A 23255-nucleotide genomic window follows, 5' to 3' on the forward strand; every position below is an offset into this window, starting at 1 on the left:
TTTCAATGAATAATTATAACAATAGAAAAACAGGTGGAGAAAAACGAGTTGTTTTTCTCCACCTGTTTTATTTTAGGGACTTATTAGACAGCCCCTTTTCTCTATTAAACATCCTCTTCTGCCTTAACATCTAACGGTGTCCGCTTATCCATTTTTAAGAGGTAATAACTTGCTATAACGATAGCTAGGAAAACGAACCCGACAATCAAGGAAATCCGGGTACTCGGGTTAAACCACATCCCGACCAATACCAACAGTAAGAAAGCAATTGTTGCATAGTTGGTATAAGGGGCAAAAGGCATTTTGAATGGATGGTGTTTCATTTCCTCCGCTCGTACCTTCCTGAACCTTAGCTCACTAATAAGAATCACGAACCATGGAATCATCCCGGGCAACACACTGGCACTATACACATACAGGAAGATTTCTGGCGGAGCTAGGTAGTTCAGGACGACACCAATGGCCAAGCCCACCATGACAGCGATTGTACAATAGGCCGGCACTCCGCTTTTCGATACTTTGGCAAAGATTTTTGGTGCTTGCCCGTTCATTGCAAGGGTATAAAGCATGCGCCCTGCACTGAATATCCCACTGTTACATCCTGACATCGCCGCCGTAATCACGACAAAGTTGATGATCCCTGCTGCTGCCGTAATACCGACTTTGGCAAAGGTGGAAACGAATGGACTTCCAAGCCCGTCTAGTTGATTCCAAGGAAAGACGGTGACGATGACAAATATTGCGCCAATATAGAAGATTAATATGCGCCATATGATCGTTTGAATCGCTTTTGTGATGGTCCTTTTCGGGTCTTTCGCTTCCCCGGCAGTAATCCCGATGAGTTCAACGCCTTGATAAGAAGCCACGACTAGAGAAAGTGCAAAGAAAAATCCTTTCCATCCCCCTGTGAAGAATCCACCGTTAGCCCACAAATTGGATAGACCAATCGCCTCTCCACCATTTCCGATTCCGAAAAAGATAAGACCTAGGCCGGCAACGATCATCAAGATGATCGTGACTATTTTAATGAGCGCAAACCAAAACTCAAATTCACCGAAGGATTTTACAGAAATAAGGTTGGCCGCCCCAAGGATGACCATTGCCACTACACCTGGTATCCAAGCAGGTAACTCAGGGAACCAATATTTCATATATAACCCTACGGCGATGATTTCTGACATGCCGACCAACACCCATAGAAACCAGTTGCTCCAGGCAGTTATAAACCCTGCCAATGGATGAATATAATCACTCGCAAATGTTGCAAAGGAACCCGTATTAGGTTCTAAATATAGCATTTCCCCCATTGAACGCATGATGAAAAAGATAAAAATCCCGGCTATGGCATACGCCAGCATGACGGAAGGACCTGTCCATTTTATTGTGCTGGCAGATCCCATAAACAACCCAACACCAATCGTACCGCCCAAAGCGATCATTTGAATATGACGCGCCTCCAGCCCTCTCGTTAATTCTTTGTTAGACATGGTTAACTCCTCCATATGATCAAGCTTGAAATGACTATTCTCTTACCGATTTATTTAATATTAGTAAACTAGTATGCATGCAATTTCTCTTAGTACTATACCCCACAAAATAATTTCCTATCTTATAATAATAAATATTCTGTCAAAATACAAATGTACTTTCAGGAAATACAGTGCATTATTTAATTTAGTAGAAAAATATCCTCATGTAAGCTTCAATTCTTGAGGTCATAGAAGTTATCTCTTTTTTCTCATCAGCTTGTTCTCTTACCGTCGGTTCTTTTTCTATTATCACTACACTTACAATATATCCCTTTGACCTCTTCCTAATTCAGTGATAGAATTCCATTATTATTTCAAAAGAACAATAAATGTTTTCCTCTCATTGGAATCATTTATTAACCGCATACTAAGCAAGCGATGAATGCTATGGGTCACACTATAGCAGGAGCAGCTTCTGGAGAGACTGTACAAAACGTGCAGCGCCGAAGGATTCACAATCTCAGGCAAAAGGACAGAAGAGTAACGAATATTTGTTATTCTTTTTAACCTTTCGAGATTGGACTCCCAATCTCTTTTTTTATTGTCTTTTTTCCAATCATCATCAAAAAACGAAGTGAAATCGCTACATAAGTGGACAGATTCATTGCCCTAGTGATTGATTGGCATCAAAGACAAAGTACTTACATCTTAGAAATTCAACAATGGGGGCGCAGAAAGTGGCTAATCAAGAATTGAAAAGGGATTTGAAAAATCGGCATGTACAACTCATCGCCATAGGTGGAACCATTGGTACCGGGTTATTTTTGGGATCTGGTAAAGCCATTCAGTTGGCGGGTCCCTCCATTATCTTTTCGTATTTGATAATCGGGATTTCCTTATTTTTTGTCATGAGGGCTTTAGGGGAATTACTCTTGTCCAATGCAGGGTATACATCATTCACCGAATTCGCGACTGAATATATCGGTCCTTGGGCTGGGTATGTGACCGGCTGGACCTATTGGTTCTGTTGGATCATGACGGCCATGGCCGATATCATTGCTGTCGGTGTCTACATGCAGTATTGGTTCGATATTCCGCAGTGGGTTCCGGCACTTGCTTGCTTGGTGATCCTATTGGGATTGAACCTGTTGACTGTGAAACTATTTGGGGAACTGGAATTCTGGTTTTCCCTCATTAAAATCATCACCATTGTCGCCTTGATCATTGTTGGGGTCATCTTACTTGCCATTGGTTTCCAAACTGAGACAGGTACCGTTTCCCTCAACAATCTTTGGAGTCATGGCGGCATGTTCCCGAACGGGGTATCAGGCTTCTTGCTATCCTTACAGTTGGTCGTCTTCTCCTTTGTCGGAGTTGAGTTAATCGGAGTGACAGCAGCTGAAACAGCGAATCCGAAAAAGAACATTCCATCAGCCATCAATAAAATCCCCTTCCGGATTTTGCTTTTCTATGTGGGTGCCATCGTCGTCATCCTTTCCGTCAATCCATGGACGCAGCTGGATGCGTCAAGCAGTCCTTTCGTCGAAGTCTTTGCCTTGATCGGGATTCCGATTGCTGCTGGCATTATCAACTTCGTCGTGTTGACGTCGGCCGCTTCCGCGGGTAATAGCGGATTGTTTTCAACAAGCCGCATGCTTTATACGTTAAGCAACAATAATGAAGCTCCTGCTCCACTTGGAAAATTAAATAAACATGCTGTTCCAAGTACCGCATTGATTACATCCACCATCGTCGTTTCCATCGGTGCATTGCTAAGCAAAGTCATACCGGAACAAGCCTTTACCATCGTGACGACAATCAGTGCCATCTGCTTCATTTGGGTCTGGAGTATCATCTTGATATCCCATATCAGGTATACGAAAAAAAGGCCGGACTTGAGGGCCCAGTCGACTTTCCGGGCTCCTTTGACACCTTTCATCAATTATGTGATTTTAGGATTGTTTGCCTTCATCTTAATCGTCATGCTATTTGCTGAAGCCACCCGGTCCTCATTATTGCTGACACCGATTTGGTTACTTCTTTTAGTTGTCCTATATAACTATAGAAAAAATAGGCTATGTTAAAGGCAAAGGTTGATTTATAGTGAAAGGGTATGGTCACACGTACCCAACACCTGATTAAATTAAGTTCACCTCAATTGGTTATTGTAAGAACGAGTTTGTGAAAGATTACACTTAATCTAACGGGACATAACAGTTAAAGTAGGCTATTTGTAAAAATAAGGGACATAATATAAATAGAACCCGACACAATAAACTTGAACTAATTATAAAGGGGGAAGTTTTATGTCAGTGTTGAAGGAGACCCTGAAAAAAGCACTTCTTTTATGTGCAGTATTTATAACCTTTTCACAAAGTGTTCAGGCAGAAGAAAATCCTGAACAAAAAGGGAAAGTAGTTTATCAAATCCACTATGATTATGAACCAATCTATAATTTGCTAAAAGTTAGTCAAAAGGAATATAAGCAATACTGGGAAGAGGGTCTTCCTATTGCTGAAATGAAAGGGTCTCTTTCAGAAGAAAATTATTTCGACCTTGTTTATCGGTTAAAAGAACATGATATCGAGTGGTTTATTAATAACAGGAAACCAAATAATCAATGAACTAATGGGTAGCTTAGTAAGATGAAAAAAGGGATATCAAAATACAATGAGCTTGGAGATATATTTCCCAGCTCATTTTCTATGTGCACCTTTTATTTAGAATGCATAGTCTCTCAGCCTTAACTTGTCTGCTGTTTCCCATGTTCCATGAACACTTGCCAAGATAAGCATTTGCTTTTTCTTGCTTAAATCATTCTCCATTTTTCAACTGTCAAGAAATTGAAACCACACTACATATAGTTGTAAATACTTCGTAGAAACTCCATTAAAGCGACTTAACCATCTCTTTAAACGGGAATGGTAATTATTAATATTATTGAGGTGGTAGATGCCTTTCTTTACATATTCTTTCTTACTGCCGTTTATGATGATGTGCTCCACATCGATATTAGATGTATAAGACTTGTAAGATTTGGAATCATTCTTCTCCCTTTATGGCTTTCTAAGTAGTATGTTTCATCTACTTCTACATTCTTCAAAAACACCTATATTTTCTTTTGCGAGAGCAGACAACACTTTATGCCTCCAGTAAAAATCAGTGACGTGAGTAATGCCCACTTTTTTAGCGGTTTCACGAAGTGATAGACCATTCAACATACATTCAATAAACGGAATCCATTTGTCTGCCTTTTTTGAACGGTACATAGGGGAATTTGTCAAATCACTGCTTAATTTATGACAGTCTTTGCACTTATAACGTTGGCGACCATCTCGTTTACCATAACGAACCACTGATGTACTTCCACAATGACGACAATGAAAACCGTGTGAAAACTTCCTCTCTCTTAATTCACCAATTAAAGCTCCTTGTTGGGAAGTCGATACCGAGAAATAGAGAGTTAGATAATTTAAAAATGGATTCTTTGTCCCTATCATTTAAAGAAGAAATATCAGCTAGTATGGTCGTTAAAGTCATTTGAATGCTCCTTTTGTAATTTACAGTCAGGATCCCACAAAAGAAGAGGGTTTATTCAATATCAACCAATAACTTTAACATAGCCTTGATTTAAAATAGTAATTCTTCTAAACTGCTTCTTTCCTTCCAGAAAAAGTTCAACATAAAAAGATATTAATCCTCCTACCGATAGTTGAACAAGGGTATTTTATCATTCGATTTTGAATGTATGATTATATTAATTATCATACATTCATTTCCTTGATTTCATTGACTTTCTTCCCTTTCTCTCTTTATACTGAAAAAAGAGAAAAAATCGTACATTCAAATCCTTGATACATAAGGGTTCGGAAGGCCGATTTTGAGACGTGATAGAAAGGTCGATGAAGCATGCCAAAACAAAAAGATGTGCAGCCGATCCGTGATCAGCAGCAACTTGAAGATATGAAATGGGCGCTGAAGCGCCACTGTTCGGAGCGTGATTATATCCTGTTTGTCGTAGGATGCGAGACCGGCCTGCGTGTCGGGGACCTACTCAAGCTCACTACGAAGCAGATCCTGGACCTGAAAGGCAAACAACACAAGATCCTTCGGGTTAAAGAAGGCAAAACGCAAAAAATCCGCGACATCTATATCGCGAATTGCTTCGAGGAGGTCTTTGCGTACGCAAAAAACGTCCAGAGTCCCTATTTATTCCCGTCCAGAAAGGGCGAACACCCCATTACCCCTACGCAGGCCTACAGGCAGCTAAACAAGGCGGCAGAGTTTGCGGGTGTGGAGCATGTCGGCAACCATACGTTACGGAAAACGTTTGGCTATTGGTTTTATAAAGCCACGAAGGACATTGCCATGTTGCAACGGATCCTGCATCATTCCCATCCTTCCGTTACCCTGCGTTATATCGGCATTACCGAAGAAGAAACGAATAACGTTTTGAAATCATTTAGTGTCTTTCACTAAAGCCCATTAGTTTAAGTTCACCGATATGTTTTCAAGTGTTTATAACTGATTAGTTCACCACTTGAATTTATCACAACCTCATCTTCCCCATAACTATTATGAGGACCATAGTAAGGGTACACTTTCAACGTTATCTCATATAATCCACCAATTCCATATGGCTGTTTTATTTTAAGAATTTCTGTGTCATATGAAGCCCAAGTAAGATTTTCAGGTGCATTTTTGTCATTCTTATAAATTTCAGTAATTGCTTTATCTACTGGCTTTCTATTGCTACTTATAAGTGCCATTTTAACCGTTTCGCATAATTCCGTATCAGCTTCATTTATTGTTTTTGAATATACTGTTGTGTTAGTTAAAAACATTCCAATCAAAAATACAAGTGCGATTTTTTTCATATTCGGCCACCTCATTTTAGTTTCCTAAGAACTAAAATGATTTATTCAACAAACCTGCCAATTAGTTAAAGATAAAGGGATAGCAGCTAGTTCACATAAACCCCCATTATCGGTATTACCGAAGATTCATGAGGTCTTTAACAACGAGAAAAGGACCACTTTTTTGGCCCTTTAAGAAATTTGCTTCTTCAACCAACGCACCCGATAGCTTAAGTACATTTCTTCACAAAGTTATCCTTTTTACAGGTCATTTAGGGGTAGCATCAGGAAAATGCGGATTTACAACGTTAAGCAAATTCAAACATAAAAAAGTCGAATTCCCTGTCCTTAAGGAAAACGACTTTTTTATTTGACTTCTTCAATTAAAGCCCCATTAACCTTTTTTCGGAACCATTTGTAATCTCTGCGAAGTTAAATTAAACCTGTGCTAGCCCGCCATCTACGAATAATTCAACACCCGTCAAGTAACTACTTTCGTCTGAAGCAAGGAAAGATACAACGTTTGCTACTTCTTTAGGTGTCCCAACTCTTCCAGCTGGAACAGTATTTCTGCTATTTTCTATTACTCCTTCAAGTGCATCACCAAAAAGCTCATCGTATGCAGGTGTAAGAATACCTCCCGGACTAACCACATTTACACGGATTCCAGTTCCTTTTAGGTCAAGAATCCAGTCACGAACTAGTGCTCTTAATGCTGCTTTAGAAGCTCCATATACACTAAACGCTGGGTTGCCAATTGATCCAGCAGTAGAGCCCGTTACAATAATAGAACCTACTTTGTCCGGGAATAGTGATAACGCTTTTTGAACAGTAAAGATAGTTCCTTTAACGTTAATGTCGAACGTTCTATCAATCTGCTCTTCAGTAATTTCACCTAATGGAAGGAAGCTGCCGACACCTGCATTAGCAAAAAGAATGTCCAACTTACCTTTTTCCTGCTTTATAATGTCATATAGTTTGTCTAAGTCATCAAGCTTAGAAATATCCCCTTGAACACCGGTTACGTTCTTGCCAATTAGGTTAACAGCTTTATCAAGTTCGTTTTGTCTGCGTCCTGTGATATAAACATATGCACCTTCGTTTACAAACTTTTGTGCTGTAGCAAGACCAATCCCACTTGTTCCGCCCGTTACAAGCGCTATTTTATCTTCAAATTTACCCATATAATTAACACTCCTTTAGAATTAATTTTATTTTATGTCTAGTACCTTTAAGTACTTGAAGAACAACTTACAAAATATAGTATCCTTCATTAAGCACATTATCGGAAGTACCCACTTTTTTGTGATATAGTAACTAAAAAGTAATAAATGTGAAATGGAGAGGTTTAGACATGAAAAAATTTAGTTGTGGTTTTGAAGTAACAATGGGAGTTATTGGAGGGAAATGGAAAAGTCTTGTAATGTACTTTTTAATGAATGGACCCAAGAGAACGAGTGAGTTAAAACGCATTATCCCAAATATAACTCAAAAAATGCTGATTCAAACACTTAGAGATCTTGAAGCCAGTGGACTTGTGAGCAGAAAGATGTATAATCAAGTACCGCCGAAGGTTGAATATTCACCCACTGAACTTGGAGAATCTCTTAAACCTATCTTGCAGGAGCTCTGTCAATGGGGAGGACATTACGCGGAGCAAGAGTATGCAGAAGGTGAATTTGAAATCGTTCAACCAGAAGAGGCTTCTTAATGAGGAAACCAACTTATAACACCATGGATATATATATTGAATTATTGCTCACAGTTTAAGAAAGGAGAGTTAAAGGAAAGTTAGTTTACGTAAACCCCTATTATCGGTAATACTGAAGAGGAAACAAATAATGTATTAAAAAACTTAGCGTATTTCAATTAATCGAAGATATACTCGATGATAAATACAACTTATTGCTCGTATACCTAAAAAATAGAATAAGGGAAACTATGAATAAACATTTTTTCATCACTCTTTTTGTTGTTTATTTAGTCATGAACATTACAGACAATCTTAACTTTTTAAATAGCTGGTTACTCACTGAACTAGTTAGATTAATAATGTGTCTTTTATCAGTTCTTTTAGTTGCATTTATTTTTGGAAATAAAAAAATCCAGAAATAAATTAAGGCTATGTTAAAGGTAAGGGTTGATTTTTCGTAAGTGGTATTGCTTGTAAAATGTTACACTTAAACTAACACAGCAGGATCGTTTAATAAGGGAATGTATTTAAGTTAAGCTAATAAATGTAGGAGGTGCTATCATTGAAAAAGGTTTATTATAATGGACCGGATTTTTGGCAGGAAGGACCAAAATATAAACGTATTGAATATCCGATAAATGATGAACTAATTAAAAAAGCCGAAACCTTATTAAATATTAAATTGCCTCCTTCTTTTATAAATTTAATGAAAATACAAAATGGAGGAGAATTAAAATACCCTTATTTCATTTTACTTGTTGTAGATACTGAGGGCATTCCTTATGAGAATCGAGTGAAACTTTCTTACATATTACCAATACATTTTGAGAATGATGATATAAGCATTTTGTCGTCCGAAGAACTATTAAAAGAAGTCGACCTCCCTAAAGGGTTTATTGTATTGTGGACCGATTTCCATTATTGGGTTGTGTTAGATTATCGAAATACAAAAGATAATCCTTCTGTTATGTATATAGCAGAAGACTTTTTAGCTTCAACGAATGAAACAACAGAATGGGAATATATCAAAATAACAGATAGCTTCGATGAATTTCCAAAAAAATTATTCCGTTCTTCAACTAACTGGTGCTTTAGTAAAAAATGAGCTTGGAGAGACATTTTCCAGCTCATTTTTTTATACATTATTAAATCAACCTTAACCTTTAACATATCAAAAAAAATAAAAGCTGATTCTATTGAACAAGGAAGGGATTCCCCTCTTCTTTGTCTTTATTTTCACCGCCATTAAAAGAAGTTTATAATGAACCGTGTAAAAAAACATGCTGCCATACTATTAAATTTTCTATACTATTAGTGTAATGTACTAGATATGATTGACACGTTTTTTTGGAATAAATTAGAATGGGATTTAGAACGGAGGGGTTTGCCGCATGAAGAAATTATATATTCTTACTCTAGTTCCTTTTATCGGGATATTGGGGTTACTTCCTTTTGTTAATAAAATAGAACCATATGTACTGGGCATGCCTTTTTATATGTTCTGGATGGCGATGTGGGTTGTGCTTACTTCGGTCACTCTGGCTATCATGTATAAACTGGACCCTAGAAATCGGGAAGGTGAAGAAGAATGAACATCGCTCTTATCATCATTTTAGCATTTTTACTTTTATCGATTTTCCTTGGGATTCGCTCGACAAAAGGGAAAGACATGAATCTGGAACAATGGACAGTGGGCGGTCGTGGTTTTGGTAGCATCTTCGTCTTTTTATTGATGGCAGGGGAAATTTATACAACCTTCTCCTTCCTTGGAGGCAGCGGATGGGCCTATGGAAAGGGTGCACCCGCTTTATACGTCCTGATCTACATTACCTTGTCTTATGTCTTGTCTTACTGGCTTCTTCCTGCGATATGGAAATATGCCAAGGAACATAAGCTCATGTCACAATCTGATTTTTTCGTTAGTAAATACAGGAGTCCAGCCCTCGGGATTATTGCTGCGCTCGTCGGTGTGGTATCGATGATTCCAGTCGTCGTCGTCCAGCTCAAAGGCTTAGGAATCATTGTTTCAGAAGCTTCATATGGAGCCATTTCCATGTCCACGGCTGTTTGGCTTGGGGCAATCAGCCTGACCATTTATGTGATGATTTCAGGCATTCGTGGTTCAGCATGGACAGCCGTCATCAAGGACATCATGATGATTGTCATCATCGCGTTCCTGGGCATTTACCTGCCCATTCATTACTTTGGCAGTCTTCAAACGATGTTCGAGTCCATCAATAGCGCCAAACCTGGTTTTCTAACATTGCCTGATCAAGGCCTTAGCGTTTCTTGGTTCATCTCGACCGTGATTTTGCTCGTGTTTGGATTTTACATGTGGCCGCAGGTATTCAGTGCCGTCTATACGGCAAGGAGCGGAAAGACATTCCGTAAAAATGCCATCATCAGTCCGCTGTACACGCTCATGTTACTATTCGTCTTTTTCGTAGGCTTTGCCGCCATCTTGAAAGTACCTGGACTTGAAGGCTCGGATGCGGATCTTTCCTTATTGCGCCTTGCGATACAAACCTTTGATCCGTGGTTTATCGGAATCATCGGTGCAGCCGGAATGTTGACTGCATTAGTACCGGGTTCGATGCTGTTGATGAGCGTCTCTACGCTCCTTGCCAAAAACGTCTATCAGGAACTTCAACCAGGAACTTCCGACCGGACAGTGGTACGTTTGGCCAAGTTACTCGTTCCCGTTATCGCACTCATTGCCGTCTACTTCACTTTAAACGGAGGAGAAACGATGTCTGCCCTGATACTCATGGGATACAGTTTCATTACGCAGCTATTCCCGTCCCTGCTATTCAGCCTGAAAAAGAAGAACCCAATCAATAAATATGGCGCAATCGCAGGTATCATCGGTGGTCTTGCCATCGTGATCTCTATCACAATCAGCCAATCGACAATCGGCACCCTGTTCCCATCCCTGCCACAAGTGGCAAAGGATCTGAATGTCGGGATCATTGCTTTGGTCGTTAATTTTATCGTGACGATCCTTGTCAGCTTCGCATGCAGGAAACTAAGCATTAGAAATATAGAACCTGCAACGGTTAAATAGATATAAAAAGCAATCGGTTCTCAGTCTAAAGACTGAGAACCGATTGCTTTTTTTGTCCTTAATGGGCTTAGCTTCTTTTACCGAAGAACGAACCCTTCCGGTAAGGTAGCTTTCATCAAAATGGCTGTTTCCTTTAGTCTGTCTTTATTATAGGAAGAATGCTTCAGTAAATCTTCATCCAGGTAGGCGGGATGGGTCATGACCTCCACACTTTTTCCTTCACTGATCCGTTCGTGAAGGTTTTGAAAATAATCGGTAGCCGCCGATTCTCCATAAAAATCAGAGAGGAACGTATCGGTCACCGTCTCGATGTCCTGAAAATGGGTTCCAGCTTTTCGGACAGGTAGCCGGTAATGAGCAGATAGCTTTTTCACGACCGGCAAAAAGGCCGGGATCGCATGAACATGATGATGGCTGTCAAAATGAGTTGGACTCATCCCTAAGGCTAGAAATTTATCAATCTGAGCAGACCATTCCCTCTCTAACTCTTCCAATGAAATGTCGTCTGGGTTCTTCTGTATCTCCGCTTGTTTCTTGAAATTCCCAGCTTCGTCCACAAGGCTAGGCACATCATCTAATAATGGCCGTCCCCATGTGAGAACGAGATGAATGCCCACCTTTAGCGTTCGATGATCCTTGGCAATTCTGATGGCATGCTCGGTCGCTTTTGCATTCATCATCAGCGTAGCCGAATTGACTATCCCATTTATGTGGCTATTCAATATTCCATAATTCACAGCCCGAGAAAATCCAAAATCATCAGCATTGACAAGGACTTCAATCATGAAAGCTTCCTTGTAGTTCCTTGTTCTCGAAAAATTGTGGCAAGAATTCTTTATGAGCCTCAAGCATTTCATCCAAAATCATTTTCGCCACCCGATCACTTGGAACAAGTGGATTGATCGTCATCGCCAGCAAAGCCGTGTCATAATTACCTGTGACCGCCGCTTCAATGGCCACTCTTTCAAACGACTTGATTTGCTGGACGAGTCCGCGGACAGCTACCGGTAGCTCACCGACAGTGATTGGCTTCGGTCCATCCTTCGTAATTACACAGCTCACTTCAACAGCTGAATTGTAAGGCATTCCTTCGATCGCACCATAATTCATGGTATTGACCGCTTGTATGTCCCGTCTATCCGTATACATGGAATGAATCAGCCGTACGGCTGCGTCACTATAGTAAGCACCGCCCCGTTCTTCAAGCTGCGGCGGTTTGATATCAAGATCAACATCCTTATACAACTCAAATAATTCTGTCTCCAGTTTTTGAACGACCTCTGCCCGTGTTTCCCCTTTTTCGGCATCCTTCAGCTCTTGGGCCAGGATATCACCCGTTTTGTAGTAATAATTGTGATAAGGACATGGGAACAAATTCAGTGCACGAATGAATTCCGGCTCCCACCCCATTGCATGGATATTCTTCATGGTCACGGCTTTATCCGGATCTGAAATCATATCAATGATTTGATCTTTCACGCTTACTCCATCCACGAACACATCCAAACCGTATACCATATGGTTCAAACCAGCGAAATCAATCCGTACCCGGTCCGGTTCCACTTTCATCAAATCGGCGACGCCGCGCTCCATGCCAATCGGCACATTGCAAAGACCGACGATTTTATTGATATTGCTATGACGCAGTACAGCTTCAGTCACCATACCAGCAGGATTCGTGAAATTGATCAACCAAGCATTCGGGCAGATTTCCTCTATCTCCTTGGCAATTTCAAGGATGACAGGAATTGTTCGAAATGCTTTGAATAAACCGCCTGGACCATTTGTTTCTTGGCCGATGACCCCATGCTTCAAAGGTATTTTCTCATCAAGTGCCCTCGCAGCCAGCTGTCCGACCCGTAATTGAGTCGTGACATAGTCCGCTCCTTCTAGAGCCTTTTTACGATCAAGGGTTAAGTGAATATCGATCGGCACTCCTGCTTTTTCAACCATTCTCCTTGCCAGACCGCCGACAATTTCTAATTTTTCCTTGCCCGCTTCTATATCAACAAGCCATATCTCACGTACCGGAAGTTCCGCGTAATATTTAATAAACCCTTCAATTAACTCCGGCGTATAACTGGAACCCCCGCCAATCGTAACGATTTTCAACCCCTTACTCATTCTACCGTCTCCTCCTTTATCGTATTTGCACCAAGAAACTCTTCTCTCATCTCAATCATTTCCACCGCAAGATCTTTCAACGTCATGGCGGTCATCAAGTGATCCTGAGCATGTATAAGGATAATCGGGATGTCGAAATTCTCTCCACCCGCTTCCGCATGAATCAATTGGGTCTGGAACTTATGGGCCTGTAATAACTCAGATTCCGCTTCCGCTATTTTCTGCCTGGCTCCATCGAAGTCTTTCTTCTTGGCTTCTTGCAAGGCTTCCATGGCAAAGCTCCTTGCGTTCCCGCTGTGCAGAACCAGTTGAAAGGATAATTGATATAATTCTTCTTTTTCCATTCTCACCACTACCTTCTTACAGACTTACCGTTTCTGAATCGTCCTTCGTAAGATCTGTTTTAGTTTTTGAATTTCTCGTGTCAATCTTCACTTGGGCATACACGAATGGTAAATAGATCACGGTCGAAATAACTAAATTGATACCTGCCAAAATAGCTCCCGAAGCATGGCCACCTGTCGCTAAAAATCCTCCGACTATCGGTGGGGTCACCCACGGTATTTTGGCTACAATAGGGAAAACGAGTCCGCTGCTTACTGCCAAATACGAAATGACTGTAGTGATGATAGGTCCAAGAACAAATGGCACCAACCAGATAGGATTCAATACGATCGGTAGCCCGAACAAAATCGGTTCGTTGATCTGAAACAGTCCTGGTGCTCCACCAAGTCCAATCATCTGTTTATACCGTCTTCGACCAGCTATGATCATGGCAATAATCAGACCCATCGTTCCACCTGATCCTCCTAGATACACGAAAGCATCAAGGAACGAACCGGCCAATACGCCATATTGATCCATATCTGTTATGCCTTTTGCATACAAATCAATATTCTTAACGCCTGAACTTTCAAATAGCGGTGTCGTAATTCCACCCAGGATGTTCGGTCCGTGCAATCCCACCATCCATAAAATATGGACAAAAAAGACAAGAAGGATAGCGAATGGCAGTGAATCCACGGCACCTTGCATCGGAGATACAATTACTTTACTTAACCAATCATTCACAATCTGACCGTCCGTCATGATACGGAAAAGCAAGCCGAAAACCCCAATGATGAAGATTGTAGCCATGCCCGGAATCAGCTTGGCAAATGAACGGCCTACTGCTGGCGGTACGCCCTCAGGCATATTGATTACCAAGAATTTAAGCTTCGAAAGCCTTACAAAGAGCTCCGTAGCTATTAGGGAAACGGCAATTCCCGTAAAGAGAGCGGTTGCATTAAAGTAATTAGTGCTGATGAAACCAGCGGCTTCACCTGATACGACTTTATTATCAACGGTTAATGAGACCAACCCCATCTGTGGAAGCAATAGGAAGAAACAGGCTGCAGAAATGAGCATCGCCTCGAATCCATCGTCCCCATAAGACTTGGCAAGCTTATATGAAATACCAAAAACAGCAAAAATAGTCATGAATGCAAAGGTACCGAACGAGATGTCATTACCAAGCGTAGTCCAAGTTGGACCGAAAATCGCTTCCATCATTCTTCCGTATGGCTTGATGATTTGCCCTAGGTTATTCAGTAATACAGCGAACGATCCGATAATTGTAATCGCTATCATTCCAATCAACGTGTCACGAATGGCAAGCAAATGTCGGTTATTCCCCAACTTAACTGCTGCCGGCATAATGTACTTATCAATGAAAGTCATCATAATCCTTATTCTCCTTTTATCAAAGTAACAGCTTGTTTGAGCACTTCTTCTCCATTGCACAAACCATAGAACATCGGATTAATTGTATCGACCGGTATGCCTTTAGCTACGCCCGCTTGCTTCATCTTACTAAGCAGGAACCTAACCTGTGGTCCTAATAACACTACGTCTGCCTGATCCATTTCTCTGTCCACCTCAGTAGAAGCCACTGCCCAAATTCGGCAGTCCAAGCCTTGTTCCTTGGCACTTTTCTCCATCTTAGTTACTAGTAAACTCGTAGACATTCCTGCAGAACAACATAATAAGATATTCATAACAATCTCCCCTTCTTAGTTCGAAATATTCAGTATTTATTTAGTAAATAGGTGCTACTTTTACTTAAGTTCACCATTTACGTGGGTATCTCCTCCCTTTTATGAATAAACATTGGTCATTACCTATATATTCCATTGTAGAGTCATTTATATCTAATTTCAATACAAATTTAAAATTTGTTATAACAAATATTTATTTGTTGATTCTTGTTGTTACAAGATATAATCTAGAAGTAGCGAAAATATCTAGGAGGAAGCATGTTGAAAACGACGAACAAAGTGACAGCTCTTCATTCTGCAGTAAAAGAATCCATCGTTCACATGATAAAGAATGGGGATTATCAGCCCAATACTAAATTACCCACCGAAGCAGAATTCTGCAAATCGTTCGACGTGAGCAGGACAACAGTCCGGACTGCCCTCCAGCAGCTTACCGTGGAAGGTTACGTTTACCGCATTCAAGGAAAAGGAACCTTCGTTTCGGAAAACAAAGTACGCCAAACACTAACCAGCACGGTTGAGAACTTCTCCGATCAGGTCATGATGCAGGGCAAAAACCCCTCCACCAAGGTCTTGAGTTTAACGGTCATCGAAGCCAAGGCTTCCCTTGCCAAACTGTTCAACCTACAGATTGGCGATCCGGTCAACAAACTCGTTCGGGTACGATATGTAGATTCTCTCCCTCTTCAATATGAAGTCGCCTACCTGCCTTGGCATAGAACACCAGGCCTTGATATGAAAGCATGTGAAACATCACTATTCCGACTGCTTAAAAATCAGTTCAACATCAACATCAAAAAAACAGTCGAACAGCTGGAACTGGCTCTAGCTGACGAATATATTGCCGAAAAACTAAATATCACAAATGGTTCGCCTTGTTTCGCCCTTGAAACCCATACAATTGAAGCTGATCAATCTGTCATCGAGTATTCCAAAACATACTTCAGAGGTGATCGTTCCCACTTCATAATCGAAAGGAATTATGAAGAATGAAGCGAAAAAAACTGCGCATCATCTGATGGGCAGTTTTTTTGCTTCATGGAATTAAATGTTTAATTGATTACCTCTGTCTTTTCTTAACCTGTGCTATGTGGGCTACTTTCACAGCTTGGGAAACATTGCTGAATTCTTTAAGTTGTTTATAAATCGAAAGGATTTGGCTTCCTGATAAAACCTGAGTTCCTTCATTATGTATCACCTGTCTTAATCTTTTTCTTTTAATCACCCTACTATCAGTGGAGGTCAGCACGATATCCTTCAATTCACATCGCTCACTAAATACGATAATTGATTTGAAGATTCCTCCATCCAACACATTCAGTTGCTTTTTTAAAGCATGGATGTGCGTTCGATTTTGCTTTATTGGATTATAAAAAACCTGCTTTCTTCCGTTAGGGAATGTTTGCGTCCAGTTCTTATATTCCTCATTTCCGAAAATCCAGCCGCCATAATTCTTTGACTCGATCGTATAAATGCCTGTTTCATGTAGCAACACAATATCAATTTCTGTCGTGCCACCACCTCTTGCCTTTGGCAAATACAGATTGACCAAAACTTTATGAAAACCTTTCAGCTGGTCGATTTCATTCACCGTTAAATATTCCCCATTTAACCCTTTATCCCTCTTTACCTTCCAATACGAAAACTGGGTTTCTTTCTTGTACGTACTTTTTTCATATTTCGCTTTATCAGCTACAATTTTAAAAATTATGACCAGTACAAATAAAAATACGATCCACGTCATCGCCTTATAATCACCCCCATTTATATTTCGTCAAAAAATGATCTCCACTTTAACAATTTTCTGTATTATATTTGGAATTCCTTCATACCTTTCATTTTCCTCTCATGCCGATGACACGTGGATAAATGCTATCAAAATATAAAGCCCGAATGTTTATAGTAATTTTTAGAAAACAATAGATTGTAAATCCAGATTAATAAAGGGTTGCGGCGGAAATTACGTCCCTTTTTTTTACAGATTTTCTATTGACACTCTATAAATATAGTACAATTTGCTTGTATTTTTGTCGAAAAAAGAAGATTATAGAGAAAGAAAGCAGACCTAGATGATTTTTCTAACTGTGTTTGTAATCGTCTTCATCGGGGTGAGATTTCTATATCATTTTTAAAAGGGGAGAAATACAACTATGATCTATGCAAATCCTAATACAAAAGGTTCTGTCGTACAATTTAAAGAGAAATACGATAACTTTATTGGTGGAGAATGGGTTGCACCTGTTAAAGGCCAATATTTTGAAAATAAATCTCCAGTAACTGGCGAAGTTTTTACAAAAGCTGCTCGTTCTACTGAAGAAGATATTGAACTGGCATTAGATGCAGCACACGCTGCAAAAGCTGCATGGGGAAAAACTACTCCTGCTGAACGCGCTCGTATATTAAACAAAATTGCTGACCGTTTAGAAGAAAACTTAGAAATGATCGCTGTTGCTGAAACTTGGGACAACGGTAAAGCAGTACGTGAAACATTGAATGCTGATATTCCATTGGCAATCGATCACTTCCGTTACTTTGCAAGTGCTATTCGTTCTCAAGAAGGACGCACAACTCAATTAGATAATGATACAGTGGCATACCACTTCCAAGAGCCACTTGGTGTTGTTGGACAAATCATCCCTTGGAATTTCCCAATTCTAATGGCTGTTTGGAAAATCGCTCCAGCTCTAGCTGCAGGTAACTGTATCGTCATGAAACCAGCTGAACAAACTCCAGCTTCTATTATGGTATTGGTTGAATTAATTCAAGATATCATCCCTGCTGGTGTTCTTAACATCGTTAACGGTTTCGGTATCGAAGTTGGTAAACCACTTGCTACGAACCCACGTATTGCGAAAATCGCATTCACTGGTTCTACTGCAGTTGGTCGTCAAATCATGCAATATGCAACGGAAAACATCATCCCTGTAACACTTGAACTTGGTGGTAAATCACCAAACGTATTCTTTGAAGATGTTATGGATAAAGACGATTCTTACCTGGACAAAGCAATCGAAGGTATGGTTATGTTCGCATTGAACTCAGGTGAAATCTGTACGTGTCCATCTCGTGCATTAATCCAAGAATCAATCTATGATAAATTCATGGAACGTGCATTAGAACGCGTTAAACAAATTAAAGTTGGTAACCCACTTGATACTGAAGTAATGATGGGTGCTCAAGCTTCTAATCAACAAAAAGAAAAAATCCTTTCTTACATCCAACTTGGACAAGAAGAAGGCGCTGAATTACTTATCGGTGGATCTGAAAATAAATTTGATGGCGACCTTGAAAATGGTAACTACATCGAGCCAACTGTATTCAAAGGAAACAACAAAATGCGTATCTTCCAAGAAGAAATCTTTGGACCAGTACTTGCTGTTACTACATTCAAAGACTTCGACGAAGCAATGGAAATCGCTAACGACACTCTTTACGGCTTAGGTGCTGGCGTATGGTCACGTAGTGGAGATATCGCTTACCGTGCTGGACGTGGAATCGAAGCTGGTCGCGTTTGGACTAACACATACCACCAATACCCTGCAGGAGCAGCATTCGGTGGATTCAAATTGTCAGGTATCGGCCGTGAAAACCACGCAATGATGCTTGATCACTATCAACAAACAAAATGTCTATTAGTAAGCTACGCTAAAGACGCTCAAGGATTCTTCTAAATCGAAAGGATACGATCAAACATGGTAGAACGTGTTATTGCAACGGACGAAGCACTTACATTAATAGAATCTATTAAAAAAATCCATGGATCTATCATGTTTTATCAATCCGGCGGCTGTTGTGATGGATCTTCTCCCATGTGCTATCGAGCTGGAGATTTTAAACTGGGGGATTCAGACATCCACCTCGGATCAATTGGCGATATACCCTTCTATATGCATAAAAACCAATACGACTATTGGAAGCACACGCAACTGATAATCGACGCTCTAGAAGGACGAGGCCCAGATTTCTCACTTGATAGTGTAGAAGACCAACACTTCATCACACGTTCGCGGGTGTTTACAGACGAAGAATACCAAGAAGTGAAACAGATTTTATAATAGTAACAGAGCTGTCTCCAAGTGTTATTCGACTTGGTGGCAGCTCTTTTTTTGTATTGTTTTTTACAACCACATTCTTTATCAGCTTCAAGCAACGAAATGGTTGGGAGATTCAGCGTCTTCCATGCTGCAATCCCACCAGTTTCAATCTTTCCCTCCGGCTTCCCATTTCTAACATCAATCAAGACCATAGGACTGAAGGTTGCTTCTACACGTTTTTTTTAATTTTACTCGTCTTCATTAGTCTTCCATGTATGATGAATTTTCAATAAAGACTGTTTAAATTGCTCTTTTTCTTCACCACTTAATGGAGACAAGATTTTGTCTTGGGATCGATCCAACAGGGCCCAACACTTTTCTAATATCACCATCCCCTGTGTTGAAATGTTAAGACAATAGGTTCTTTTATCCTGGGGACTCTTCACTCTTGTGATGTAGTTTAAAGACTCTAACTGTTCAGCCCGTTCAGCCATGGTTGTGCGATCGATTTTTAGTTCCTGCGCAATTTGGATCTGGGACATATTTGGTTTTTCGTACACTTTTACTAATAGACCATACTGTCTCGAATCCATTTTAAACGCTTTTAATTCATTGCCAAAATCGTCTTCTAATAAATGAAGTATCTTTCCGACCAGAAATCCGTAGGAATCCCATAGCTTCTGCAAAATATCACTCCCAAAAATTAATCAGCTTAACTGATTATCAGTATATCTGGCTATATTTACTTCGTAAAGGTAAATATGGATAAATAAGCAAAATATATTAAAAAAATCAAGAAAAAAATGCTGCCTCATGTAGTGGCAGCATTGCAATTTTCTTTTCATTAAGTACCGCAAAAAGTCTGGTAAGGGCCGCATGATTCAGGGACTGTTGAGTATTCTTCCTGTTCGCTTCTATGTGAGTAAGGGTGTGAGAGAACGTCCAGTAGTCGTTCCATCACGGTATAGTCGCCTTTTTCCACCGCAGCCTTCAGTGCCTCTTCCACCCGATGATTGCGGGGAATCACTGCAGGATTACTGTTTTGCATTAGCTTTTTCGAAGATTCTCTCGATTCCTCCTGCCTGTCTAATCGCTCCTGCCAGCGTGCATGCCATTGTTCGAACTCGGGAGTCCCAAACAGGACCGCATCCCCTTTTGTTTCAAACGTTAAGGAGCGGAAGGTATTCGTAAAGTCGGCACGGTGCTTCTTCATCATGTCGAGGAGTCCTTCGATAAGAGCTTCATCCTCCGGCTCTTCGTTAAAGATTCCTAATTTCTCCCTCATGCCCTTGAACCAATAAGCGTGATAGAGCTTATTGAATTCTGAAATCTCCGCTTGCGCCAATTGGATGGCCTGCTCCTGATCATCATGCAGCAACGGCAATAGGCTTTCCGCCAATCGCGCAAGGTTCCAAGCAGCAATGTACGGCTGATTGCCATAGGCATAGCGGCCTTGGACATCAATGGAGCTAAACACCGTTTCTGGATCATAGATATCCATGAAGGCGCACGGACCATAATCGATGCTCTCTCCACTGATGGTCATGTTATCGGTGTTCATCACCCCATGAATAAAACCAACGAGCTGCCATTTCGAGATAAGTTCGGCTTGTCGTTTGATAACTTCCCTTAGCATCGATTGGGTTCGGTTTTCATCTGCCTCAACCTCTGGAAAATGACGCTTGATTGTATAGTCGACAAGGTCCTGCAGTTCCTCGATTGTCCTCCATTTTGCTACATATTGAAAGGTACCGACACGTAGATGACTGGAAGCCACACGCGTTAAGACTGCGCCAGGCAACACGTTTTCCCGATAGACCGGCTCGCCCGTCTTCACCACGGCTAGACTGCGCGATGTAGGAATTCCAAGCCCATGCATGGCTTCACTGATGATGTACTCACGCAACATCGGACCAAGCGCCGCTCGTCCATCGCCTCCACGGGAATACGGCGTTCTTCCCGGACCCTTAAGCTGAATATCCACCCTCTCTCCTTCTGGCGTCATCTGTTCGCCCAGCAAAACGGCTCGCCCGTCCCCAAGCATGGTGAAATGACCAAATTGATGTCCTGCGTAGGCTTGGGAAAGAGGTAAAGCACCTTCGGGAATCTCGTTTCCAGCAAGCACTGCCAAACCATCTTTGCTTTCTAACGCCTCCACATCCAAACCTAAAGTGTCAGCCAACTTATCATTGAGTATAATCAACTCCGGAGCCTTTACGGGACTCGGATTTGTAAGGGTGAAAAGAGAGTTGGGAAGACTCGCATAGCTATTTTCGAAGTTCCATCCTGTTTCATTATTCTTTGTCATAGGATCTCCTTTTCTTCATTTGATTTTTTGTAATAGTTTTCCCTCTTATATGAAACAAAAACATAAGCATTTTATGTAATTCCGTTGATTCACAAGCTTGACCTTATTGTCTGCTTGTGCCCATATATTATAACGCTTCCAAACTGAGATGACTCCTTTTAAGCAACGGAATATAGGTAAATACACATTTAACCGAATGGTACATAGAATGCATTATGAAATGACTGAGGAGGAGTTCTGTTGATTATTTATGTAGTAAGCAGTGGCGATTCGTTATGGAAAATTGCAAACCGCTATGGAGTGACGACCGATTCAATTGTTAAATTAAATGCACTATCCGATCCAAACCAAATAACGATTGGCCAGTCATTGGTTATACCTCACATCGGGACCTCTCACATCGTTGAATCCGGAGAAACCTTATGGTCGATTGCCCAGCAATATGGACTGACCATTCAAGCACTCATGCAAGCCAATCAACTTACCGACCCAAACGTCCTATACCAAGGTAGCGTTCTCTATATCCCTCCCATTACACACGTCGTTCAGTCCGGACAAACATTATGGGACATTTCTGTTTGGTATGGCACGACCGTTCAAGCCATCTTGAGTGTCAACCAAATCGATGATCCAAACACGATCTATGTAGGAATGAACCTAATCATCCCAAGATCAAAACGGTCGATGGAAGTGAATGCTTATACTTATCAATCTAGTGATGCAGCCGTCCAATCCATCCAAGATATCGGCCAATTACTTACTTACTTCAGCCCTTTTGCTTATAAAATCAAGGAAGATGGCACTTTAGAAGGACTGAATGATGAAGATATGGTCGATGCCGCGATTTCAAAAAGGATCGTTCCCATGATGTCAATTACGAACTTCACTTCTACGGAAGCCGGATCCAACTTAGCCCAAGTCATTTTGTCCAACTCTTCATTAAGGGAAAAGGTCATCAGCAATGTGCTTGAAGTGATGGATGACAAAGGCTATACCGCATTAAACATCGATTTTGAAAATGTACTGCCCGAAAACCGGGAAGACTACAACAAATTCCTTCAATTGGCTGTTGACCGCCTTCATGCTAGAGGCTTTTTGGTTTCCACAGCCCTTGCGCCCAAGACGAGCGAAGAGCAAGCTGGTGTGTTATATGAAGCACATGATTATGAAGCGCACGGGCGGATTGTCGATTTCGTCGTGCTCATGACGTATGAATGGGGATATCGGATGGGGCCCCCTCAAGCCATCTCTCCCCTCGACCAGATGAGGAAGGTCATAGAGTATGCCCTGACGGTGATACCTGCAGAAAAGATCTTTTTAGGGTTCCAAATATATGCAAGGGATTGGCTCCTCCCACATGTTAAAGGCCAGGAAGCCGAGACATTCAGCCCTCAAGAAGCCGTAAGGAGAGCCGTAAAACATGGAGCCCCCATTCAATATGACCCGGTTGCCCAATCACCCTTTTTCCGTTATACAGACGAAAAAGGGAAAACCCATGAAGTATGGTTTGAAGATGCACGGAGCGCCCAAGCCAAATTCCAACTGGCAAACCAATATAAGCTCCGCGGCATCAGCTATTGGGCACTAGGTTTTCCTTACCCCCAAAACTGGGCTTTATTAGCGGACAATTTTTCAATCAAGAAATTGACGACGAATAGCTGATTCACTCCT

At 40.9% G+C, this 23255-nt stretch carries 22 protein-coding genes, 1 pseudogene and 1 riboswitch; of the genes and pseudogenes, 11 read left to right on the top strand and 12 right to left on the bottom strand.

Features of this window, described 5'->3' with window-relative positions; translation table 11 throughout:
* Positions 1 to 104 precede the first annotated feature (104 nt).
* The gene (locus ACQKL5_RS08890; protein WP_427608092.1) at positions 105 to 1487 is read right to left on the bottom strand and encodes an amino acid permease; all 1383 of its coding nucleotides are present in this window, start codon (positions 1485 to 1487) and stop codon (positions 105 to 107) included.
* Between the two features lie 447 nt (positions 1488 to 1934).
* A riboswitch (glycine riboswitch) is annotated at positions 1935 to 2015 on the top strand.
* Between the two features lie 191 nt (positions 2016 to 2206).
* Between ACQKL5_RS08890 and ACQKL5_RS08895 the strand changes: the two genes are divergently transcribed.
* Entirely contained in the window at positions 2207 to 3553 is a 1347-nt protein-coding gene (locus ACQKL5_RS08895) for an amino acid permease (protein ID WP_427608093.1), read from the top strand.
* 222 nt (positions 3554 to 3775) lie between these two features.
* Positions 3776 to 4093, top strand: coding sequence for a hypothetical protein (locus tag ACQKL5_RS08900; RefSeq protein ID WP_427608094.1), 318 nt, complete (start codon positions 3776 to 3778; stop codon positions 4091 to 4093).
* Between the two features lie 96 nt (positions 4094 to 4189).
* On the opposite strand, the pseudogene ACQKL5_RS08905 reads toward ACQKL5_RS08900, so the two are convergent.
* A pseudogene (locus ACQKL5_RS08905) lies at positions 4190 to 5009 on the bottom strand (transposase-like zinc-binding domain-containing protein).
* Positions 5010 to 5378: 369 nt separating this feature from the next.
* On the opposite strand from ACQKL5_RS08905, the gene ACQKL5_RS08910 reads away from it, so the two are divergent.
* On the top strand, positions 5379 to 5948 hold the full coding sequence (locus ACQKL5_RS08910; RefSeq protein WP_427608096.1) for a tyrosine-type recombinase/integrase: 570 nt from the start codon (positions 5379 to 5381) through the stop codon (positions 5946 to 5948).
* 17 nt (positions 5949 to 5965) lie between these two features.
* On the opposite strand, the gene ACQKL5_RS08915 is transcribed toward ACQKL5_RS08910, so the two are convergent.
* Together ACQKL5_RS08915 and ACQKL5_RS08920 are read right to left on the bottom strand one after the other, a co-directional pair.
* A complete protein-coding gene (locus ACQKL5_RS08915) occupies positions 5966 to 6346 on the bottom strand; it encodes a DUF3888 domain-containing protein (protein WP_427608097.1) in 381 nt (126 codons plus the stop codon).
* Between the two features lie 416 nt (positions 6347 to 6762).
* Positions 6763 to 7509 carry an SDR family NAD(P)-dependent oxidoreductase gene (locus ACQKL5_RS08920; RefSeq protein WP_427608098.1) on the bottom strand — a complete coding sequence of 249 codons (747 nt, stop codon included), beginning with the start codon at positions 7507 to 7509 and terminating at the stop codon, positions 6763 to 6765.
* 170 nt (positions 7510 to 7679) lie between these two features.
* Between ACQKL5_RS08920 and ACQKL5_RS08925 the strand changes: the two genes are divergently transcribed.
* The 4 genes from ACQKL5_RS08925 to ACQKL5_RS08940 all read left to right on the top strand — a co-directional run bounded on the left by ACQKL5_RS08925 (position 7680) and on the right by ACQKL5_RS08940 (position 11082).
* Complete coding sequence (locus ACQKL5_RS08925) at positions 7680 to 8036, top strand: winged helix-turn-helix transcriptional regulator (protein ID WP_427608100.1); 357 nt, start codon at positions 7680 to 7682, stop codon at positions 8034 to 8036.
* A 544-nt stretch (positions 8037 to 8580) separates the two neighbouring features.
* Positions 8581 to 9123, top strand: a complete 543-nt coding sequence (locus ACQKL5_RS08930) for an SMI1/KNR4 family protein (RefSeq protein WP_427608101.1) — start codon at positions 8581 to 8583, stop codon at positions 9121 to 9123.
* 286 nt (positions 9124 to 9409) lie between these two features.
* Positions 9410 to 9610 carry a DUF3311 domain-containing protein gene (locus tag ACQKL5_RS08935; RefSeq protein WP_427608102.1) on the top strand — a complete coding sequence of 67 codons (201 nt, stop codon included), beginning with the start codon at positions 9410 to 9412 and terminating at the stop codon, positions 9608 to 9610.
* The gene (locus tag ACQKL5_RS08940; protein ID WP_427608103.1) at positions 9607 to 11082 is read left to right on the top strand and encodes a sodium:solute symporter family protein; all 1476 of its coding nucleotides are present in this window, start codon (positions 9607 to 9609) and stop codon (positions 11080 to 11082) included. Before ACQKL5_RS08935 ends, ACQKL5_RS08940 begins: the two co-directional genes overlap by 4 nt.
* Before the next feature lie 77 nt (positions 11083 to 11159).
* On the opposite strand, the gene chbG is transcribed toward ACQKL5_RS08940, so the two are convergent.
* The 5 genes from chbG to ACQKL5_RS08965 are packed head-to-tail and all read right to left on the bottom strand — an operon-like array spanning position 11160 to position 15242.
* The gene (chbG, locus tag ACQKL5_RS08945; protein WP_427608104.1) at positions 11160 to 11867 is read right to left on the bottom strand and encodes a chitin disaccharide deacetylase; all 708 of its coding nucleotides are present in this window, start codon (positions 11865 to 11867) and stop codon (positions 11160 to 11162) included.
* Positions 11860 to 13206 (bottom strand): 6-phospho-beta-glucosidase, encoded by a 1347-nt coding sequence (locus tag ACQKL5_RS08950; RefSeq protein ID WP_427608105.1) that lies wholly within the window; start codon positions 13204 to 13206, stop codon positions 11860 to 11862. The genes chbG and ACQKL5_RS08950 overlap by 8 nt, the downstream gene beginning before the upstream one ends.
* A complete protein-coding gene (locus ACQKL5_RS08955; RefSeq protein ID WP_427608106.1) occupies positions 13203 to 13550 on the bottom strand; it encodes a PTS lactose/cellobiose transporter subunit IIA in 348 nt (115 codons plus the stop codon). The genes ACQKL5_RS08950 and ACQKL5_RS08955 overlap by 4 nt, the downstream gene beginning before the upstream one ends.
* Positions 13551 to 13566: 16 nt before the next feature.
* A complete protein-coding gene (locus ACQKL5_RS08960; protein ID WP_427608107.1) occupies positions 13567 to 14928 on the bottom strand; it encodes a PTS sugar transporter subunit IIC in 1362 nt (453 codons plus the stop codon).
* Between the two features lie 5 nt (positions 14929 to 14933).
* Positions 14934 to 15242 (bottom strand): PTS sugar transporter subunit IIB, encoded by a 309-nt coding sequence (locus tag ACQKL5_RS08965; RefSeq protein WP_427608108.1) that lies wholly within the window; start codon positions 15240 to 15242, stop codon positions 14934 to 14936.
* A 261-nt stretch (positions 15243 to 15503) separates the two neighbouring features.
* Between ACQKL5_RS08965 and ACQKL5_RS08970 the strand changes: the two genes are divergently transcribed.
* The gene (locus tag ACQKL5_RS08970; RefSeq protein WP_427608110.1) at positions 15504 to 16235 is read left to right on the top strand and encodes a GntR family transcriptional regulator; all 732 of its coding nucleotides are present in this window, start codon (positions 15504 to 15506) and stop codon (positions 16233 to 16235) included.
* A 67-nt stretch (positions 16236 to 16302) separates the two neighbouring features.
* On the opposite strand, the gene ACQKL5_RS08975 is transcribed toward ACQKL5_RS08970, so the two are convergent.
* Complete coding sequence (locus ACQKL5_RS08975; RefSeq protein WP_427608111.1) at positions 16303 to 16986, bottom strand: nuclease-related domain-containing protein; 684 nt, start codon at positions 16984 to 16986, stop codon at positions 16303 to 16305.
* Positions 16987 to 17392: 406 nt separating this feature from the next.
* Between ACQKL5_RS08975 and exaC the strand changes: the two genes are divergently transcribed.
* Positions 17393 to 18913, top strand: a complete 1521-nt coding sequence (gene exaC, locus ACQKL5_RS08980) for an acetaldehyde dehydrogenase ExaC (RefSeq protein WP_427608112.1) — start codon at positions 17393 to 17395, stop codon at positions 18911 to 18913.
* Positions 18914 to 18934: 21 nt separating this feature from the next.
* Positions 18935 to 19297, top strand: a complete 363-nt coding sequence (locus ACQKL5_RS08985) for a DUF779 domain-containing protein (RefSeq protein ID WP_427608113.1) — start codon at positions 18935 to 18937, stop codon at positions 19295 to 19297.
* A 227-nt stretch (positions 19298 to 19524) separates the two neighbouring features.
* Here the strand turns inward: ACQKL5_RS08985 and ACQKL5_RS08990 are convergent, their stop codons facing one another.
* Positions 19525 to 19962, bottom strand: coding sequence for a MarR family winged helix-turn-helix transcriptional regulator (locus ACQKL5_RS08990; protein ID WP_427608115.1), 438 nt, complete (start codon positions 19960 to 19962; stop codon positions 19525 to 19527).
* Positions 19963 to 20120: 158 nt separating this feature from the next.
* Positions 20121 to 21584 carry a protein adenylyltransferase SelO gene (locus ACQKL5_RS08995; RefSeq protein WP_427608116.1) on the bottom strand — a complete coding sequence of 488 codons (1464 nt, stop codon included), beginning with the start codon at positions 21582 to 21584 and terminating at the stop codon, positions 20121 to 20123.
* Between the two features lie 240 nt (positions 21585 to 21824).
* On the opposite strand from ACQKL5_RS08995, the gene ACQKL5_RS09000 reads away from it, so the two are divergent.
* Entirely contained in the window at positions 21825 to 23246 is a 1422-nt protein-coding gene (locus ACQKL5_RS09000) for a LysM peptidoglycan-binding domain-containing protein (protein ID WP_427608117.1), read from the top strand.
* Positions 23247 to 23255: the final 9 nt, after the last annotated feature.

Source organism: Peribacillus sp. NPDC097675 (assembly GCF_050277655.1).
Taxonomy (GTDB): domain Bacteria; phylum Bacillota; class Bacilli; order Bacillales; family DSM-1321; genus Peribacillus.

Bases quoted from the DNA above. Each gene is read 5' to 3' on its own strand.
- ACQKL5_RS08955 (WP_427608106.1), bottom strand. From the start codon at position 13,550: ATGGAAAAAGAAGAATTATATCAATTATCCTTTCAACTGGTTCTGCAC.
- ACQKL5_RS08920 (WP_427608098.1), bottom strand. From the start codon at position 7,509: ATGGGTAAATTTGAAGATAAAATAGCGCTTGTAACGGGCGGAACAAGT.
- ACQKL5_RS08935 (WP_427608102.1), top strand. From the start codon at position 9,410: ATGAAGAAATTATATATTCTTACTCTAGTTCCTTTTATCGGGATATTG.
- exaC (WP_427608112.1), top strand. From the start codon at position 17,393: ATGATCTATGCAAATCCTAATACAAAAGGTTCTGTCGTACAATTTAAA.
- chbG (WP_427608104.1), bottom strand. From the start codon at position 11,867: ATGATTGAAGTCCTTGTCAATGCTGATGATTTTGGATTTTCTCGGGCT.
- ACQKL5_RS08960 (WP_427608107.1), bottom strand. From the start codon at position 14,928: ATGATGACTTTCATTGATAAGTACATTATGCCGGCAGCAGTTAAGTTG.
- ACQKL5_RS08910 (WP_427608096.1), top strand. From the start codon at position 5,379: ATGCCAAAACAAAAAGATGTGCAGCCGATCCGTGATCAGCAGCAACTT.
- ACQKL5_RS08975 (WP_427608111.1), bottom strand. From the start codon at position 16,986: ATGACGTGGATCGTATTTTTATTTGTACTGGTCATAATTTTTAAAATT.
- ACQKL5_RS08915 (WP_427608097.1), bottom strand. From the start codon at position 6,346: ATGAAAAAAATCGCACTTGTATTTTTGATTGGAATGTTTTTAACTAAC.
- ACQKL5_RS08985 (WP_427608113.1), top strand. From the start codon at position 18,935: ATGGTAGAACGTGTTATTGCAACGGACGAAGCACTTACATTAATAGAA.
- ACQKL5_RS08995 (WP_427608116.1), bottom strand. From the start codon at position 21,584: ATGACAAAGAATAATGAAACAGGATGGAACTTCGAAAATAGCTATGCG.
- ACQKL5_RS08890 (WP_427608092.1), bottom strand. From the start codon at position 1,487: ATGTCTAACAAAGAATTAACGAGAGGGCTGGAGGCGCGTCATATTCAA.
- ACQKL5_RS08950 (WP_427608105.1), bottom strand. From the start codon at position 13,206: ATGAGTAAGGGGTTGAAAATCGTTACGATTGGCGGGGGTTCCAGTTAT.
- ACQKL5_RS08940 (WP_427608103.1), top strand. From the start codon at position 9,607: ATGAACATCGCTCTTATCATCATTTTAGCATTTTTACTTTTATCGATT.
- ACQKL5_RS08925 (WP_427608100.1), top strand. From the start codon at position 7,680: ATGAAAAAATTTAGTTGTGGTTTTGAAGTAACAATGGGAGTTATTGGA.
- ACQKL5_RS08900 (WP_427608094.1), top strand. From the start codon at position 3,776: ATGTCAGTGTTGAAGGAGACCCTGAAAAAAGCACTTCTTTTATGTGCA.
- ACQKL5_RS08965 (WP_427608108.1), bottom strand. From the start codon at position 15,242: ATGAATATCTTATTATGTTGTTCTGCAGGAATGTCTACGAGTTTACTA.